At 66.9% G+C, this 17,492-nt stretch carries 18 protein-coding genes; 9 read left to right on the top strand and 9 right to left on the bottom strand.

What is annotated here, in order from left to right; translation table 11 throughout:
* Positions 1–64: 64 nt before the first annotated feature.
* Positions 65–967 carry a LysR family transcriptional regulator gene (locus tag ETR14_RS24155; protein WP_129390084.1) on the top strand — a complete coding sequence of 301 codons (903 nt, stop codon included), beginning with the start codon at positions 65–67 and terminating at the stop codon, positions 965–967.
* On the opposite strand, the gene ETR14_RS24160 is transcribed toward ETR14_RS24155, so the two are convergent.
* Together ETR14_RS24160 and ETR14_RS24165 are read right to left on the bottom strand one after the other, a co-directional pair.
* Positions 964–2,181, bottom strand: coding sequence for a serine hydrolase (locus ETR14_RS24160; protein WP_129390086.1), 1,218 nt, complete (start codon positions 2,179–2,181; stop codon positions 964–966). The genes ETR14_RS24155 and ETR14_RS24160 overlap by 4 nt on opposite strands.
* Before the next feature lie 241 nt (positions 2,182–2,422).
* Positions 2,423–3,028: a Crp/Fnr family transcriptional regulator gene (locus tag ETR14_RS24165; RefSeq protein WP_371416838.1), complete on the bottom strand. Its 606-nt coding sequence runs from the start codon at positions 3,026–3,028 to the stop codon at positions 2,423–2,425.
* Between ETR14_RS24165 and ETR14_RS29430 the strand changes: the two genes are divergently transcribed.
* A complete protein-coding gene (locus tag ETR14_RS29430; RefSeq protein WP_243455668.1) occupies positions 2,930–3,268 on the top strand; it encodes a hypothetical protein in 339 nt (112 codons plus the stop codon). The genes ETR14_RS24165 and ETR14_RS29430 overlap by 99 nt on opposite strands.
* Positions 3,269–3,471: 203 nt before the next feature.
* Here the strand turns inward: ETR14_RS29430 and ETR14_RS24170 are convergent, their stop codons facing one another.
* From ETR14_RS24170 to ETR14_RS24185, 4 genes are all read right to left on the bottom strand, one after another.
* Positions 3,472–3,912: a hypothetical protein gene (locus tag ETR14_RS24170; protein ID WP_129390091.1), complete on the bottom strand. Its 441-nt coding sequence runs from the start codon at positions 3,910–3,912 to the stop codon at positions 3,472–3,474.
* Positions 3,913–4,079: 167 nt separating this feature from the next.
* Positions 4,080–5,828, bottom strand: a complete 1,749-nt coding sequence (locus tag ETR14_RS24175) for an ATP-binding protein (protein WP_129390094.1) — start codon at positions 5,826–5,828, stop codon at positions 4,080–4,082.
* A complete protein-coding gene (locus ETR14_RS24180) occupies positions 5,828–6,391 on the bottom strand; it encodes a YfiR family protein (RefSeq protein WP_129390097.1) in 564 nt (187 codons plus the stop codon). The genes ETR14_RS24175 and ETR14_RS24180 overlap by 1 nt, the downstream gene beginning before the upstream one ends.
* Positions 6,391–8,274, bottom strand: coding sequence for a TonB-dependent siderophore receptor (locus ETR14_RS24185; protein WP_129390100.1), 1,884 nt, complete (start codon positions 8,272–8,274; stop codon positions 6,391–6,393). Before ETR14_RS24185 ends, ETR14_RS24180 begins: the two co-directional genes overlap by 1 nt.
* A 165-nt stretch (positions 8,275–8,439) precedes the next feature.
* On the opposite strand from ETR14_RS24185, the gene ETR14_RS24190 reads away from it, so the two are divergent.
* Positions 8,440–8,853: a cupredoxin domain-containing protein gene (locus ETR14_RS24190; protein WP_129390103.1), complete on the top strand. Its 414-nt coding sequence runs from the start codon at positions 8,440–8,442 to the stop codon at positions 8,851–8,853.
* 3 nt (positions 8,854–8,856) lie between these two features.
* Here the strand turns inward: ETR14_RS24190 and ETR14_RS24195 are convergent, their stop codons facing one another.
* A complete protein-coding gene (locus ETR14_RS24195) occupies positions 8,857–10,254 on the bottom strand; it encodes a M20/M25/M40 family metallo-hydrolase (RefSeq protein WP_129390105.1) in 1,398 nt (465 codons plus the stop codon).
* Between the two features lie 153 nt (positions 10,255–10,407).
* Here ETR14_RS24195 and ettA point away from each other — a divergent pair, with 153 nt between their 5' ends.
* The 5 genes from ettA (at position 10,408) to ETR14_RS24220 (ending at position 14,948) form a co-directional block, all read left to right on the top strand.
* Positions 10,408–12,087 carry an energy-dependent translational throttle protein EttA gene (gene ettA / locus ETR14_RS24200; protein ID WP_129390108.1) on the top strand — a complete coding sequence of 560 codons (1,680 nt, stop codon included), beginning with the start codon at positions 10,408–10,410 and terminating at the stop codon, positions 12,085–12,087.
* Between the two features lie 23 nt (positions 12,088–12,110).
* Positions 12,111–12,935: a prephenate dehydrogenase/arogenate dehydrogenase family protein gene (locus ETR14_RS24205; RefSeq protein WP_165356600.1), complete on the top strand. Its 825-nt coding sequence runs from the start codon at positions 12,111–12,113 to the stop codon at positions 12,933–12,935.
* A gap of 56 nt (positions 12,936–12,991) precedes the next feature.
* The gene (locus tag ETR14_RS24210; RefSeq protein WP_129390114.1) at positions 12,992–13,621 is read left to right on the top strand and encodes a hypothetical protein; all 630 of its coding nucleotides are present in this window, start codon (positions 12,992–12,994) and stop codon (positions 13,619–13,621) included.
* A gap of 72 nt (positions 13,622–13,693) precedes the next feature.
* Positions 13,694–14,215, top strand: coding sequence for a ferritin-like domain-containing protein (locus tag ETR14_RS24215; protein ID WP_129390117.1), 522 nt, complete (start codon positions 13,694–13,696; stop codon positions 14,213–14,215).
* Positions 14,216–14,267: 52 nt separating this feature from the next.
* Positions 14,268–14,948 carry a DnaJ domain-containing protein gene (locus ETR14_RS24220; protein WP_165356601.1) on the top strand — a complete coding sequence of 227 codons (681 nt, stop codon included), beginning with the start codon at positions 14,268–14,270 and terminating at the stop codon, positions 14,946–14,948.
* Between the two features lie 37 nt (positions 14,949–14,985).
* Here the strand turns inward: ETR14_RS24220 and ETR14_RS24225 are convergent, their stop codons facing one another.
* On the bottom strand, positions 14,986–15,291 hold the full coding sequence (locus ETR14_RS24225; RefSeq protein WP_129390123.1) for a hypothetical protein: 306 nt from the start codon (positions 15,289–15,291) through the stop codon (positions 14,986–14,988).
* Between the two features lie 190 nt (positions 15,292–15,481).
* On the opposite strand from ETR14_RS24225, the gene ETR14_RS24230 reads away from it, so the two are divergent.
* Positions 15,482–16,852, top strand: a complete 1,371-nt coding sequence (locus ETR14_RS24230) for an amino acid permease (RefSeq protein ID WP_129392346.1) — start codon at positions 15,482–15,484, stop codon at positions 16,850–16,852.
* Here ETR14_RS24230 and ETR14_RS24235 read toward each other — a convergent pair whose 3' ends face one another.
* A complete protein-coding gene (locus tag ETR14_RS24235) occupies positions 16,853–17,488 on the bottom strand; it encodes a carbonic anhydrase (protein WP_129390126.1) in 636 nt (211 codons plus the stop codon).
* Positions 17,489–17,492 lie beyond the last annotated feature (4 nt).

The following is a 17,492-nucleotide window of genomic DNA, read 5'->3' on the forward strand; positions in this document are numbered from 1 at the left end:
AGGGCAACCTGATTGTGCGGATTAGCCGTTGAGTTCGGCATGGGCTGGTGCAAGATCGCCAGCAATGAACCGGCCATCGCTCAACGATCTCACCGCCTTTATGGCGGTCGCCACCCATCGCAACTTCCGGCGCGCCGCGGATTCGCTCGGAACCGCGCCGTCGACCTTGAGCCATGCGATGCGGGCGCTGGAGGAGCGGCTCGGCGTCCGGCTGCTGAACCGAACGACGCGCAGTGTCGCACCGACCGAGGCCGGGATGCAGTTGCTCGCTCAGCTGCAGCCGGTGCTCGCCTCGCTCGACGAAGCGCTAAACGGTGTCGCGGAATTCCGCGGGGCGGTGGCCGGCACGGTGCGGATCAATGCGCCGCGTGTCGCCGCCTCTTTGCTCGTCCGCGACATCGTGCCGATGGTGGCGGAGCGCTTTCCCGAGGTCGTGGTCGACATCGTCGTCGAAGGCCAATTGATCGACATCGTCGCGTCCGGCTTCGATGCGGGTGTCCGGCTCGCCGGATCGATCCCGCGCGACATGATCGCCGTGCCGATCGGCCAGCCGGTGCTGTTCGTCTGCGTCGCCGCGCCCGGCTATCTCGACCGCTTCGGCACGCCGGAAACGCCCGACGATTTGGCGCGGCATCGCTGCATCGGCCACCGCATGCCGAGCGGCAAGCTCTATCGCTGGGAGTTCGAGCGGGCCGGCCAGGAACTGGTCGTCGATGCCGGCGGCAGCCTCATCCTCGACGACGAGGAACTGATGGTCGACGCGGCCGTGGCCGGCCTCGGCATCGCTTACGTCGCCGGCCCCGCCGCCGAAGCCGCGCTTCGCGACGGCCGCCTGCGTCAGCTGCTCGCCGCCTGGACCCCTGCGCCCGAAGCCGTGGCGCTTTACTATCCCGGCCACCGCGCGGTGCCGCCGGCTCTCCGCGCCTTTCTCGACTGCGTGAAGGCGGCGCGCGGCCGGTCTGTCTAGCCCGTGCGCGGGGCGGCGAGCGCCTCGCACAGCCGGTCGGTTGCGAGCGCTATCCGCGACTCGGCGCTGTCACGATTGGCCGGGCTGTTCTGCACGGCCTGCGTCTCGGTGTTGAAGGCGAGCAGGGTGCCGAGTCGCTGATCGGGGCAGAGGCTGAGATAGGCGCGGAAACCATTCTGGTCCCCATTGTGGCCGACGAAGCGGATTCCTGCGCGCTGGTCGAGGAAGAAGGAGAGGCCGCTTTGTGTGGTCGCCGCCATCCGCCCCTGGGTGAAATCCTCGCCGGCGGCGATCTGCGGGCGCCACATTTCCTCGAGCGAGGATCGTTTGAGCACCAGATCATAGTCGCCCGCGCGCGCCGGATCGCCGAGCAGGAAGGCGACGTAGCGGGCCATGTCGGGCAAGGGCGCATTGAGGCCGCCGTTCGACACGGTGACGCCGGTGTCGACGTCGAACGGCGCGGCCACCCTTTTGCCGTTCCGGACGAAATAGGAATGGGCGCGGTGGCGGAGCAGGTGCGGCGGCGTGCGGTCGAAATAGCTGTCGTGCATGCCGAGCGGCTTCAGGATGTTCTTGTCGACATAGGTCTCGAAATCTTCACCCGACAGCCGCTCGATCACCTGACCGAGATAGACGATGCCGGGGTTGGAATAGGAGAAGCGGGTGCCGGGGCGGAACTCCACCTCGGTATAGGGCAGCATCGCCGCAAGCTGCGCCCAGCTCTTCGGCTCGAACGGCTGCCAGGCGCGGTCGCGCCAGCGCCAGGTCGCGCCGCCGAAGCCGGCGCTGTGGCTCATCAGCTGGCGCAGGCTGATTCGGTCGGTGTCGCGAGACGGATTGTGGACGGTGGCGAGCTCGGGGACGTAACGGACGATCGGATCGTCGAGGCTGAGCAGGCCGCGGTCGCGGAGTTGCAGGATCGCAATCCCGGTCATCGTCTTGGTGATCGATGCCCAATGGTAGATGGTGCGGGCGTCGACCGGCACGTGCGCCTCCGCATCCTGTTCGCCGAGATGGTCGGCGGCGACGATGTCGCCGCCCAGCACCGCGTAGAAGCTGCTGCCGGCGATGCCCGCACGCCGCGTCTCGGCGCGGTGCAGCGCACGAAATTCTTCGAGTGCGCGGTCGAAGCCGGGGGCCTCGACCGGCGAAGCCTCGGCCATCGGGGGCGCGGCGGCGACCAGAAGCAAGGCGGCGGCGACCCGATACGGCATGCGATCTCCCCTGACAGGCGCCGGCCCTTTCCCGACGCGCACGCCGCAGACGATAGCCGTCCCGCGTCCGCCTGTCGAAGGCGTCGTCCGGGGCTCCGCGACAGCGACTCGCCCCCCGAATGCCGACCGCGGCCTTCAAACGGGGACACTATACTCATTGGAAAGGGCCCGCTTGTCAGAGGCTTGCAACGCCGCCCGGGGAGGCTGTTCGCTAATGAGTATGATGTCCCCGCATTAGGGGTCAGGCGGTGCGGGCTAGGCGGGAGGGGTGTGCGGACTTGGCGGGTGCGGTGCCGATCTGGAGGTAGGAGGGATCGAAATCGCCAATGTCGGCGAGCAATTGCCAATCGAGAACGTGGGCGGTCTTGCCGCGAAGGTCCGCGGCGCCTTCCTCGCGCAGGCATTTCAGCATGCGGTTGACGTGCACCGGGGTCAAAGCGAGCATGTCGGCGAGGTGGTTCTGGGTGACCGGAAAGCCGAAGCTGAAGCGTCGCCCTAGCACGCCGGCTCGGCAGCGGATCGCCATCTCGCACAGCAGATGCGCGGTCCGCGTGCGCGCGTCCCGACGGCCGACATTGACCACCCATTCGGACAATATCGCCCCGTCGATCACGCATTCGCGCCAGAAGGCCTCGGCGATGGCGGGCCGATCCCGGGCGAGCCTGCGCAGCGCCTCGTGCGGCACGCGCAGGATGGTGGTGACGGCGAGCGCCTGCAGCGCTGTTGCCGAGCCGGGCACCACTACCGAATGAAGATCGGCCATGTCGCCGCCGATGTGCAGGGCGGTGATCTGGCGGTTGCCGTCGCTATTCTGGCCGAAGCGGCCAACCAGTCCGTCGACGATCAGACAGGCATGATCGACTCGTTCCCCAGGCCGCACGAAATCGCGGTTACATTGCACCTGCACGGCTTCACCGGGGAGATCGAGGATTGCCTCGCAATCTCCTGCTTCAAGGCGGGATCGACCGGTGAGCTTATCGAGGAACGCCCCGAACGATGTCCTGTAGCCGGCAATCATGGTGGCACCCCTATCGGCAAGCGGGAGCACGAATACCGGACGCGTCTCTCAGCCGCCGGGGCCTGCTAAAAAATGGCCGGCGATAGAAACCGAACAACCTAGGTTAATGATAGTTCCGGGGCACCAAGGCCGCGCGGCACGCTCCCAGGCGTGATTTCGATACGCCCGAGAGTACGATCAAGTTGTCCGATAGTAATCTCCCTGGCGAGTTGTCGGCCGGGCCGGGACGCTCGGTTAGACATAGGCGGGGCGTGGCGACGCGTCGCGCCGTCTCAGTCCTTGCAGACCGGGATCAGCGCCCAGCCCATCGAGCCGCCGACGTTCGGCACGTTCTGGTTTTCGAGCTCGATCCGCTTGCACGGCTTGCCCTCATCGTTGAGGATCTGCGGCTCCTCGGGGTCGGCCGCATCCTCTCGGCCAGCTGCCCTCGTTCGCTCCGAAAGTGCGGCGCCTTGTCCCTGGCCGGCGGGCGCGCATGCGCCGTCGGCCGCCGCACGCTCTTCATATCGCGTTTTCTGCTCCTGCGCCCAGGCATCGGCCTCGGCGCGGCCCCGGCTGTTCTGCACTTCCGCATAATCGAGCACGAGCGCGCGCTTCTCCGCGTCGGACATTGCGTCAAGCCAGCATGTTCCGTTTGCCGCCGTCGCCGGCGCGGCATTGCCGCACGCGGAGATCGCCAAGCCAAGCAGCGCAATCGCCAGAAACCGTTCCACCGGCACCTCCATCGCGGTCTTTACCCTTAACGCGCGGTGGCGCCATCCGGTGGCACGCATCGGCATCTCAGGCGCCGCACGCTCCGCCGCAGCGGGCGTCACCAGGTCGCGACGCGCGACATCCTTCTCTGCGGGAACCGGTGGAGGCCACGATCCTGCGTCCACCGTCAACCGGAGGCCGTTGCACCGGCGGCCAGCGCGCCGTCGATCATCTCCGCGAGCGTGTCGAGCCGGTAGGGCTTGAATACGACCGGCAGGCCGTTGGTGCCGGTGCGGGTGATTTCGTCGCTATAGCCGGTGGTGAGGATCACTGCCGACGCCGGCGCGATCTGCTGCGCCCTGGCGGCGAGTTCGAGCCCGCTCATCCCGGGCATGACGACATCGGTGAAGACGATGTCGAAGCGGCGCTGGCCGAGCCGCTCGATCGCCTGGGCGCCGCTGGAGGCGCGGACCACCTCGTGGCCGAGTTCGGTCAGCAGCGTCTCCGCGAAGAGACCGACCTCGTCATTGTCGTCGACGACGAGGATCGTGCCAGTCCGGCCGCTGCGCGCGCGCTCGGGCGCAGCCGCCGCAGGAACGAGGCAGTCGCGGGCGGTGCAGGGGAGGACGAGGGTGACGGTCGTGCCGACGCCGACCTCGCTGTCGAGCGTGGCGATGCCGCCGGACTGCGCGGCGAAGCCGTATACCTGGCTGAGGCCGAGGCCGGTGCCGCGCCCGACATCCTTGGTGGTGAAGAAGGGCTCGAACACGCGGGCGAGCACGTCGGCCGGGATGCCGCTGCCGGTGTCGCTGACCGCGAGCGCCACCGCGGTGCGGCCGTCTTCGAGCGGCTCCGCCTGGGCGGTGCGCAGGGTGAGGGTGCCGCCGTCCGGCATCGCATCCCGGGCATTGACGGCGATATTGAGGATCGCGGATTCGAGCTGGGCGGGATCGGCCTCGATCGGGCAAAGGCCCGGCGTCACCGCGATCTCCACCTTCACCCGCTCGCCGAGCGTGCGATCGAGCAGATCGGCCATGCCTTCCAGGTGCTGGTTCAGGTCTATGACCTCCGCGCGCAGCGGCTGGCGGCGGGCAAAGGCGAGCAGCTGGCTGGTCAGCGCCGCCGCCCGGCCGGCGGTCTGGACGATCGCTTCGGCATAGCGGACCCGCCGCGCTTCGGCGAGGCCGGGACGGCGGAGCATGTCGGCCGAGCCTTGAATGACGGTCAGCAGGTTGTTGAAATCATGGGCGATGCCGCCGGTCAGCTGCCCGAGTGCCTGCATCTTCTGCGATTGGCGCAGCTGGTCCTCGGCGCGGGTGCGTTCCTCGACCTGGACCTGGAGCTCGGCATAAGCGGCGGAGAGGGCGTCGGCCCGCGCCTCCAGCTCCCAATTGGCGCGGCGCAGAGCGACCTGGGTGAAGCCGAGCACGAGCACCACCAGCACCGCCATGATCACCAGCAGGCCGACGACGCTGTACCGGGCGAGGCGGCGAAGGGTCGGCTCGCGCACCGAGGAGAGGTAGACGCTGCCGATCGTCTCCCGCTCGCGCACCACCGGAACGACCACCTGGACGAGCCTGCCGCCGAGCGCCCAGTCGCCGGCGAGGCGCGCGGGAAGCGCGCCGGGCTGGCGTTCGAACCCCGCCAGGCGGCTGCCGTCGCGATTGTAGATGCCTGCGGCGGCGATCTGCGGATTGACGCCCAGCGCATTCGCCGCTTCGCGTGCCGTCGCGGCGTCGCCGAAGTCGAGCGCCGGAGTGACGCTGGCGGCGAGAATTTCGGCCTGGACCCGCGTTTCCTCGATCTTCTGCAGCCCGTAGGCGCGGTCGCTCTGGAAGATGACGGCGAGGCCGACGGCGAGCAGCACCAGCGCCATCAACGCCGCCGCGACCGGAACTTTCGGCCAGCGCCTGGCGAAGCGAGCGAAGCGGAACATCACGGTCCTCTCTTCACGCTCAATGCGATCGCGAGCAAGCGCGAGTTGATCTCCAGGCCGCTTTTCCGCGCGGCCGCTTCGTCGATCCGAAAGCGGACGCGGCCTTCGGCAATCTCGAAATGGACCATGCCCTGCGCCGCGCCGCGATCGGTCACGGTCAGGATCGGCTTGTCGGCAAGCGCGTCCAGGACGGCGCTGGTCGCCGCCGGCGTCGCCGCCTGAACGAACGCGATCCGGCAATCGGATGCCGCCGCCGCATTGCCGAGGCGGCGAACCTGCACGGCATGACCGTCGACCTGCTGCCCGCGCGCGGCGGCGTCGAGCCGCGGCCCGAACGGATCGTCCCCGATCACGCACAGAGCGAAAGGCGCCTCCGCGCCCGGCTGGGCCGATGCCGGCCAGGTGACGTAGGCGGGGAACTTGGTCAGGAACGCCGCCTTCACCGCGAGGTCGCTTGGCTGCGCCGGCGCCGCGCCGGACAGCGCGCACAGCAAGGCAGCCGCGGCGAGCCTCAGGCCGCGCAGTTCCGGCGAGCGGGCAGGGGAAGATGGCCAGGCGGGCATCAGAAGCGAACGCGAGTCCCGGCCTGAACGTTTCGCTCGATTCTCAGCGCGCGGGGCAGGTCGCTGCTCTCGATGTGACTGGCGTGGAGGAGATTGCTGCCGGCGACGAACAGTTCCAGCCCGTCGCTGACCCGCCAGCCGAGCCGTGCATCCGCCTCGACATAGTCGCCGCGCCCGGTGGTGTTGCTATCGTCCACCGCCCGCATCGCGACGTCGAACTGCACGTGTTCGCCAAGGTCCATACTCGAGCGTGCGATCAGCTGATAATCCGGATCCATCCCCAAAGCGGCACGATCCGAAATGTCGATCGCCCCGTTTTTGAGCCGGAAGTTTTTGCCGAGCGTCGAAACCCCAAGGCTGCCGCGCCACCAGGAGAGGATCTGCTGCGTAAGCGATGCCTCGATGCCCCAGGAACTGCCCTTCAGGCTGTTGGCGAGCCGGATCGGGGTCTGGAAATTGGGGGCGAACTCTATCGTGCGGATGTCGTCGTAGCGATTGTAGAACAAGGTCAGCGAAAGGCTGCTTCCAGCCCAGGGCTGGCCGCGATAGCCGGTTTCGAAGGCGATCAGCTTCTCGCTCCGGAAATCCGGCGATGTCGCGAGAAGCGGCAGACTTTCGAGTTCACGATCGATACGTGACGGTGTCCGCACCGCGCGGGAAATCGCCGCCCAGAGCAGGGCCCGTTCGCTGGGATGCCAGGCGAGGCGCAGGTTGGGCAGCCACTTCAGCCCGGTGAACGAGGATTGCTCGAGCTTCACTCCCGCGATCAGATCGAGGTCGTCACTCGCAGCGATCCGATCCTGCAGGAAGACGTTGCCGACCCACAGCCGCTTGCTTGGCGGGGTGAGCCGGAATTCGTTCAGATCGTTGACGAAGAGATCGTTGGTGGTGCGCAGGCCCGCGCCGACCACCAGTTCGTGCCTGCCGTGCGAGGTGTTGAACTGGGATTCGACGTCGAAGGTTTCCAGCTTGTCGACGGCGCGCAGATATTTTCGGGTGAAATCGTCGTAATAGGCCTGCACGCGGACGGCGGACTCGCTGCCGGTGGCGCGGGTCCAGCGGACGAGCAGATTGTGCCCGCGATTGCCCTCGCCCGGGAACAGGTTGATGTCGTTGTCGTAGATGTCGCCCTGCAGCGTGACCTGAGAGTCAGCGGAGCCGAGATCGGCGCGAAAGCCCGCCTGCCAGCCCCGGAAATCACCTTCGTCGCCGGTTGCCGGGCCGGCGGTCATGCCGTCGCGGTTGAAGCCGTTCGCGTAGACGCGAACGGCGCCGTCGCTGCCGATCGCGGCGCCATAACGCAGGGCGAAGGTCTGCTCGTCGGGGCCGGCGGTCACCCGTGCGAGCCCGCCCGTCGTCTCGCGCGCATCCTTGCTGGTGATGCTGACGACGCCGTTCACCGCATTGGGGCCGTAGAGGGTTCCGCCGGGGCCGCTGATCACCTCGATCTGCTCGAGATCCTCAAGCAAGGGGGCATGCTGCTCCCAGAACACGCCGGAGTGAAGCGGGGTATAGATCGTCCGGCCATCGATCTGGACGAGCAGCTTGTTCGCGGTCTCGACGCCGTTGAAGCCGCGGGCGGTGATCGCATATTCGCGGGCGTTGTTGCGCTGCACCTGGAGATTGGGGGCGAGCCGCAGCGCTTCCGGCAAGGAGGTGGCGCCGGATCGGACGATGTCGTCGTCGGTGATGACGAACATCGAGGTCGCCACCCGGCTTAGGGGCTCCGCCTGCTTCGACGCGGCGCGAACTTCGAGCTGGGCGAGTTCCTCGATGCTGAGCGCTGCGAGATCGTCGCCGGCATTCGCTTCAGCGCGGGCAGCGATCGTGGCGACCGCGCACAAGGCCGCGGTCGGCAGAAAGCACCAGCGCACGCGCTTCATCACGGACCTCAAAGCAACCCCTTGTTCCAACGCCCTTAGACCGGCGACAAAAGCGTGGCAAATCAGTTTACTGAGCTAATGGTCTGCTAACCAGAAAGTCGCCCGGCGGGGGCTTGGAAGTCAAACATCGCGGGCGTAGACTTGGTTGCGAAAGGAGCGCGTCCGATGATCGCACCCACCCTCCGTTTCGCCTGGACGCTGCCGATCGCAGCCGTCCTGATCGCCGCCGATCCGAGCGCTGCGGCCGAGCCCGACTGGAGCCATGCCCAGCGCGTGGAGGTCGATCTTTCGAGTTTTCGCTTCTCGCCAGCCACCATCAACTTGAAGGCGGGTCAGCCGACCCTGCTGCACCTCGCCAATAGCGGATCGGGCGGTCACGATTTCACCGCGAAGGAGTTCTTCGCCGCGGCCGCGATCCGACCGCAGGATCGGACCAGGATCGCCAGGGGCGGGGTGGAGATCGGCGGGCACGAGAGCGTCGAGGTCGCGCTGGTGCCCGCGAGAGGACAATATCCGCTACGCTGCGGCCATGCCTTTCACAGCACTTTCGGCATGAAGGGCCGGATCCTGGTGCAGTGAGGCTCAGCGCGCCGGAGCACCAGGCTTGGCCGGCACGATCTCCTCCGGCGCGTTCGCGACCACCGAGAGCATTGCGGTCCAGGCAGCGACATTCTGGCGAAGCTGCTCGGGATCCACCTTGTCGAGCGTGTCGTCCGGGGTGTGGTGATAATCGAAATAGCGGGTGCCGTCCTGCTGGAGGTCGATCGCGGCGACGCCCGTCTGCACCCATTCGCCGAGATCGGCGCCGCCGCTGGCCGCCTGCGTACTGCGGGCGATGCCGAGCGGCGCCAGCGCGGCGGCGACCCGATCGGCAAGCGCGGCGTTGACCGGGGCGAATCCGGGATCCATCCGCCAGACGCGATCCGCACCGAAATCGGACTCGGAGACGAACACCACCTTTTCCTTGCCGTGGGCGGCGCGATAGGCCTGGTCGCCATTGCCGCCGACCTCCTCGGCGCCGAACCAGACGACGCGGATGGTGCGGCGTGGGCGGCCTGCATCCATGATCCGTTTCGCGGCGGCGGCGGTGATCGCGACGCCGGCGGCATTGTCGATCGCGCCGGTGCCGAGGTCCCAGCTGTCGAGGTGGCCGCCGATCAGCACGATGCCCGCCTTGGGATCGGTGCCGGGGACTTCGGCGACGACGTTGCCGCCCTCCTGCATGCCGATGTTGCGCGGGGTGAGGGTGAGCCGCATCGTCACCCTCTTGCCGCGCTTCAGGATACGCTGGAGCTGCTCGGCGTCGGGAACGCTGAGCGCGCCCGCCGGGATCGGGCTCACCCCTTCGGACCAGATCTGTACGCCGGTGTGCGGATTGCGGTGATGATCGGTGCCGATCGAGCGGATCACGATCGCTGCCGCGCCCTTGCGGCTTGCCACCGAAGGGCCGGTGCGCCGGGCTGCGCCGTAATAGCCATATTGGGAGCCGTCCTGCGTCGCGGTCATGCCGTGGCTGACGAAGACGATCTTGCCGCGTACTGCGGCAGCGGGCGCCGCCTCCAGATCGGCGAGGCTGTCGAAGCCGACGACTTCGGCGTCGAGGCCGGTCGCCGGGGTGGCGCCGCTGTTGCCGAGGGCGGTGACCGCAAGCTTTTGCGGGAACGGTGCGACGATCTCGGCTCGCTCCTCACCGCGCACCCAGACCGGCATCTGATAGGTCTCGATACGGACATTCGAGAAGCCGAGGCTCTTCAACTTGCGCACGCCCCATTCCCGCGCACGTGCCTCCTGCGGCGTGCCGGCGAGCCGCGGCCCGATCTCCGTGGTGAGCCCCTCGACGATATCGTAGGCGACCTCGTCCCCCTTCAGCGCGGCATCGCGCAGCCGTTCGGTGCGATCGGCCTTCTGGGCCGGAGCCGCGGCCGGCGCGATCAGCGCAAGGAGGGGGAGGGCGGCGGCGCGGAGGAGCTGCTTGTTCATGGGCCGTGTCGATAGCCAAGGGCGAGCCCATGCCACAAGGGGCTTGTCCGCGGCGGTGCAGGACGGCCGCGTCGGAGCGTTTGCCAAAGCCCGCCCGAGCCACTAGGTAAGCGCTCGAATTTCCAATCAGATCATCCGGAGACGAGCGCCGCCATGGCAGCACAGTACAGCTTCGTCATGAAGAACATGACCAAGACCTTCCCGGGCGCCCCCAAGCCCGTGTTGAACAACATCAACCTGCAATTCTATTCCGACGCCAAGATCGCGATCATCGGCCCCAACGGCTCGGGCAAGTCGACCTTGATGAAGATCATGGCCGGCCGCGACACGGAATATACCGGCGAGGCATGGCCCGGCGAAGGCATCCGTGTCGGCTATCTGGAGCAGGAGCCGCAGCTCGATGCGACCAAGACGGTGAAGGAGAACGTCATGGACGGCGTTCGCCCGGTCGCCGACATGATGGACCGCTTCAACGAGATTTCGACGATCATGGCCGATCCGCCCGCCGATGCGGATTTCGACGCGCTGATGACCGAGATGGGCGAGCTTCAGGAGAAGATCGACGCCGTCGACGGCTGGACGCTCGACAACCAGCTCGAGATCGCGATGGACGCGCTCCGCTGCCCGCCCGGCGATGCCTCTGTCGAGAGCCTCTCGGGCGGCGAGAAGCGCCGCGTCGCGCTCACTCGGCTGCTGCTGGAGAAGCCGGACATCCTGCTGCTCGACGAGCCGACCAACCACCTCGACGCCGAAAGCGTCCAGTGGCTGGAGAAGCATCTCGTCGACTACGCCGGCAACGTCATCCTCGTCACCCACGATCGCTACTTCCTCGACAACGTCGTCAACTGGGTGCTCGAGCTCGATCGGGGCCGCTATTACATCTACGAGAGCAATTATTCGGGCTATCTCGAGAAGAAGGCCAAGCGCCTCGAGCAGGAAGAGCGCGAGGAGGAGGGCCGTCAAAAGGCGATCCAGGAGGAACTGGACTGGATCCGCCGCACCCCGAAGGCCCGTCAGTCCAAATCCAAGGCCCGTATCCGCGCGTTCGACGAACTCGTCGAATCGCAGGAGAACCGTTCGCCCGGCAAGGCCCAGATCCTCATCCAGGTGCCCGAGCGCCTGGGCGGCACGGTGATCGAGGCCAAGGGCCTGACCAAGGCTTATGGCGACAAATTGCTGTTCGAGAATCTGGACTTCACCCTGCCGCCGGGCGGCATCGTCGGCGTGATCGGCCCAAACGGCGCCGGCAAGTCGACCTTGTTCAAGCTCATCACCGGCCAGGAGCAGCCCGACGAAGGCTCGATCCGGATCGGCGAGACCGTCCATCTCGGCTATGTCGACCAGAGCCGCGACGCGCTCGACGCCAAGAAGAACGTCTGGGAGGAGATTTCGGGCGGGCTCGACATCTTCAAGCTCGGCAAGCACGAAGTCGCGACCCGCGCTTATGTGGGCGCGTTCAACTTCCGCGGCTCCGACCAGCAGAAGAAGGTCGGCCAGCTCTCCGGCGGTGAGCGCAACCGAGTCCACATGGCCAAGATGCTGAAGGAGGGCGGCAACGTCCTGCTGCTCGACGAGCCGACCAACGACCTGGACGTCGAGACCCTGCGCGCGCTCGAGGATGCGCTTGAGAATTTCGCCGGCTGCGCGGTGGTGATCAGCCACGATCGCTTCTTCCTCGATCGTCTCGCCACTCACATCCTGGCCTTCGAAGGCGACAGTCATGTCGAATGGTTCGAAGGCAATTTCGAAGCCTATGAGGAGGACAAGCGCCGTCGCATGGGTCCGGAGGCTGACCGGCCGCATCGGATGACCTACCGCAAGCTCACGCGCTGACGCGGGAAAAGGGGCGGCGCACGGTGAGGCTCGGTATCGTCGGAACGGGTCTCATCGGCGCTTCGCTGATCGAAGCGGCAATCGCGGCGGGCGCCGTAGACGAGATCGTCGCCTACGACACGGATGCAGGGCATCTCGCGCAGGTCCGCGCACGGCATGCCGGCATCGTCCCGGTCTCCGGGCCGGGCGATCTCGAGGACTGCGATCTGATCTTCGTCTGCACCCCACCGGATCAGATCGCGTCCTACGTCGCTTCGTACGCGTCCTCGAACGCAATCGTCGTCGATGTTGCCTCGATCAAAAGCGGCATCGTCCGCGACGTCCGGCAGCAAGGGGGCAGTCCGCGCTTCGTCCCGGGGCACCCGCTTTCGGGAGGCACGACCACGGGACCCGAAGAGGCATCGGCCGACATCGTCACGCGCCGCCCGTTCGTGCTGACGCCCTATGACGGGCTGGATCCGGAGGCGCTCGCCAATGCGCGCACCTTCATCGAGCGGCTGGGCGCCGAGGTCGTGCTCGTCGATGCGGATGCGCACGACCATGTTCTCGCGCTCATCTCGCATCTGCCGCACCTCCTCTCCTTTGCGATGATCGATGCCTTTCGCAGCCTTCCGGAGAGCGACCGTGCCTTGGCCGAGCGCCTGCTGCCGAACTCGTTCCTGACAGTCACCCAGTTCGCCGCCTCCGATCCGAAGATGTGGAGCGGGATCATCGCGCAAAACGGCGGCGAGATCGCCGGTGCGGGAGAGCGGGTATTCGAGGCACTCGGCAGCCTGCTTGGCGGCGCTGCCGGCGACAGCGAAAAGCGGCTGGCGCAATTGCGTGCGGTGAGGCACGATATCGGCTGACGAAACAGGGGTGGGGGCCCATGACGAGATCAGAGATCACATCGGCGGCGGCGTGGATGATGTCGCTCGTCGCGGCGATAACTGCGGTGTTCAGCCCGTTCTTCGCCTCGATGGACAGCATTGCGGAGAAACTGCTTCTCACCGCCCTGTCCGCGATCGGCCTGTATGCGGTCTTCAGCGTCACTCGAAGGATCATGCTTTGGTTCCGCTACCGCAAGATCCTGGGCAAATGGTATTACGCGACCCGAGAGCATCAATCGATCAAGTTCGTCGACAGAAACGTCGCCCTGATGGAGTTCATGCTCGATCGCGATGGGGAGCTTGCCTATCAGGTCCACATGTACCCCGACATGGACTCGCTCGAGGCGGGTCTGAGCGGGGCCGCAACACCCGCCGCGTCGGCACGGCGCGGCACGGCCCGGAGCGTCGCCTCCAACTATGTTCCCGACGACCAGGAGATCCATCTCGTCTTCGAGGTAACGTACACGACAGGGCGACCGGAGGATTGCGATCGCCGCGGCCTTCTCACGCTGAAATTCCAGCCCGATGGAACCCTGGCGGGCGAGTATATCAGCCGCATCTGGGAGAGAAAGCGGGCGGGGCTGTCCGCAGGCCTGATGTTTGCGGCACGCACGCCCGACCGGCTGAGAGCCCATCTGTCTCCGCCGGATCAGGTCGCCGCCTAACCAATCGGGCGGACGAGGGATCGTTGACCAGCATTTCGCCGTTGAAGGAACTCCCTGCTACGGAGCTTCGACATGGCCAGCGCGCCGAATTCCCAGATTCGCACGATCTTCATCACCGGCCTGCAGAATGTTCACGCCGTCGAGCAGCAGGCACTCGCCCTCATCGACCGCCAGCTCGATCGCCTCGTCCGCTACCCGGAGATCGCTGAACGGCTGCGTGCCCACCGGATCGAGACCGAAGCGCAGATCCGCCGGCTCGACGACATCCTTGCCGCGCTCGGCACGCGGTCTTCCAGCCTCAAGGACATGGCCTTGTCGTTCATGGGCAATCTGGCGGCGATGGGACATGTCGTCGCACCCGACGAGGTGCTGAAGAACCAGTTCGTCAATGCCGCGTTCGAAAATTACGAGATCGCCAGCTACACGTCGCTGATCGCGCTTGCCGACACCGGCGCATTTCCGAGCGCGTCCGCTCTGCTCGGCGAGACCCTTCGGGAGGAAGTTGCGATGGCGGCCTGGGTGCAGGACAGCCTGCCCGATCTGACGCGCAAATATGCCGGGCTGCGGACCGGCGGTGGCGGCGCAAGCCATTGAGGCATGCGGGACCCGCTGGTCCTGCGCGGTTTTCTGCGGCAAGAAGACCGCAATGGCGACCAAGCGCAGCCTTTACGACATCCTGAACGTCTCGCCCGCGGCGGAAGGCGTCGTGATCGAGGCCGCGTACCGCGCCTTGATGAAGAAATACCATCCCGATCATCTGGCCGGCTCCTCCGCGGAAGGCAGTGCCGCCGAGATCAATCAGGCGTTCGCCATCCTGCGCGACCCCGATCGACGCACCGATTACGATCGGCGCCAGTGGGTGCGCGAACAGGAGATCGCGCTTGCGCCCTACTCGCCGCCCGCGCCGCCGCCGCCGCGCCGGCGAGCCCTCGTGTTCGGCTGGAGCGGGTGGATCGTCGCGGCCGTGCTCGGCGGCATCCTCGCGGCGCTTGCCGGCCGCGCATCCGAGCTTGCCGAAGCGAGAGCGGCTGCGGAGCGCGAAGCCATCGCCGAGGCACCGGATCTGCGCAGCCAGCCGATCCTTCCCGAGGAATCGCTGGTGCCCCCGGCGGTGGCGGCCGAAATCCGCGCAGCGGCGTTGACCGGCAAGTCCCTGCTCAGGACCGCGCCGGCTGCCGAGACGCCGAAGGGGACGACGCCACAGGTCCGCACCCCGCCGCCGCGACCTCGCGCTACCCGGATGAAGCCCCGTCCGCACAAGCCGGCCGCCGCGCGCCGATCGGGCGGCGAGCGCGAATTTCTGGAGCGCGAAGGCTATATCTACTGATGATGGCCCGAACCCGGTGATGTAGCCCTGCGGCCGGTCATCGCTCCGAGCGGCACGGAATACGGCAGGGAACCGCACCCTTGGGCGTCGTGGGAATTTCAGCGACCGCCTTTTGAACCCGTGCAGCGACATCCGCATGACCTCGCTTGTAACCGCGCGCCTCGAGGCAGTCATACGCATTGAGCAGGGCTGCGACCGGGTCCATCCAATATTTGCGCTTTGCGTCGGATGAGCATTGATCGATGTCGATCTGCATCTCGGCGACACTCTTGGTCGGGTGGGTGACCTGCGCCGCGCAGCCGGCGAGCAAGGCGGCCGAGAGCAGGGGCGGCAGGGGCTTCATCGTCGGGGCGTCTCCGCGGCAGGCAAGACCTTCTGGCATTCCCGAAGGCGCCCTTGCAACCGGTGCGATCGACTTTGCCGGAACGCCCTTCACAAAGCGGGGCGCGCGTGGTCTTGTCCGCGCCACAACAGACCGGAGGGAGCAGGTGAGGAACTGGAATGCACGCAAGACGGTGCTTGCCGATCATGAGATGGCGCCCGAGCATCGGCTCAAGCGAAGCTTCGGCTGGCCGCATCTTATCGCCCTTGGCGTGGGCGCGATCGTCGGCACCGGCATCCTGACGCTGATCGGCGTCGGCGCCGCCAAGGCGGGTCCATCGGTCATCCTGTCGTTCGCGATCGCCGGCCTGATCTGCGCCTGCGCGGCGCTTGCCTATGCCGAGATGGCGACGATGATCCCGGCGTCGGGGAGCGCCTATACCTATTCCTACGTCGTGATCGGCGAACTGGTCGCCTGGATCGTCGGCTGGAGCCTGATCCTGGAATATTCGCTCGTGGTGAGCACGGTCGCCGTGGGGTGGTCGGGCTATGCCGCACCCTTGCTTCACGATTGGCTCGGCTACCCGATGGCTCTCGCGCAGGGTCCGGCGCTCGGCGGCATCGTCAATCTGCCCGCAATCTTCATCATTGCCGTCGTCGCCGGTCTGCTGATCTACGGGACACGCGAAAGCGCGACGCTCAACGCTGTTCTGGTGCTGGTGAAGATCATCGCCCTCATCGTCTTCGTCGCGGTCGCTCTGCCCTATTTCGACGCCGACAATCTTCATCCGTTCATGCCGCACGGATTTCCCAAGAGCGGCCCCTCCGGCGCGGAAGTCGGCGTGATGGCGGCCGCGGCGATCATCTTCTTCGCATTCTACGGCTTCGACGCGATCGCCACGGCGGCGGAGGAGACCAAGAACCCGTCGCGAGACCTGGCGATCGGCATCGTCGGTTCGATGGCCGCCTGTATCTTCATCTACATGGCCGTGGCAGCGGCCGCGGTCGGGGCGCTCGCTTATACGCGCTTCACCAACAGCCCGGAGCCGCTCGCGCTGATCCTGCGAGAGCTCGGCCAATTCGGCGCGGCGAAATATCTTGCGGCGTCGGCGGTGATTGCGCTGCCGACCGTGATCCTGGCGTTCTTCTACGGCCAGAGCCGGATCTTCTTCGTGATGGCGCGCGATCGGCTGCTGCCGCCTTCGCTCGCACGCGTGTCGAGCCGGGGCACACCGGTGCGCATCACCATCTTCACGGCGGTGATCGTCGGGCTCATCGCCGGGATCTTCCCGCTCGACGAGATCGCCGCGCTCGCCAATGCCGGTACGCTCGCCGCTTTCATCGCGGTCTCGGCCTGCATGCTGATCATGCGCCGCCGCGCGCCCGACGCCGTGCGCAAGTTCCGAACGCCGCTCCCCTGGGTGGTCGGACTCGGCGCGATTCTCGGCTGCCTGTATCTGTTCGTCAGCCTGCCGCAGAAGACGCAGCTTTATTTCCTGATCTGGAATGCGGGCGGGATCGTCCTCTATCTGCTCTATGGCGCCCGCAAGAGCGTCGCCGGACAGGAACCCGCCCGGCCCTGATCAGGCAGGGGCGAAGCGGCCGCTTGCCTCGTCGAGCAGGTGGAGAATGCCGTCGCTGATCGCGAAGAAGGCGCCGCGCAGCTTGAGGCGGCCGTCTTCCTCGCGCTCGCGGACCCAGGGGAAGCTTCTGAGGTTGCGAAGCGAGATCCGCACGCCTTCCATCTCCATGTCGCGAAAGGCTTCGCGGTCGAGCGTGTCGTGGCGGGCGAGCACGGTGTCGCGCGCGTCGTCCAGCAGATCGATCCAGTGTGCGATGAAGTGGCCCTCGCCATCGCGAGCCGAGTCGAAACGGCGGGTCAGCGCGGCATCGCAGCCGCCGCAGAAGCCATGCCCCATCACCACGATCTCGCGCACCTGCAGCTGGGTGACCGCGAATTCGAGCGCGGCCGACACGCCGTGATAGTTGGAATCGGGCTGATACGGGGGCACCAGCGCGGCGACGTTGCGGACCACGAACATCTCGCCCGGATTGGCGTTGAAGATCGTGGCGGGATCGACCCGGCTGTCGGAACAGGCAATCACCATCACGTCGGGGCTCTGCCCCTCGGCGAGCTCGGACCAGCGCGCGCGTTCGCGGCTCCATCCGGTCTCCCGAAACTCGCGGTAACCCTCGATCAGCGCATTGAAGTCGGCCATGTCT

The sequence above is a fragment of the Sphingosinicella sp. BN140058 genome, assembly GCF_004135585.1.
GTDB lineage: Bacteria > Pseudomonadota > Alphaproteobacteria > Sphingomonadales > Sphingomonadaceae > Allosphingosinicella.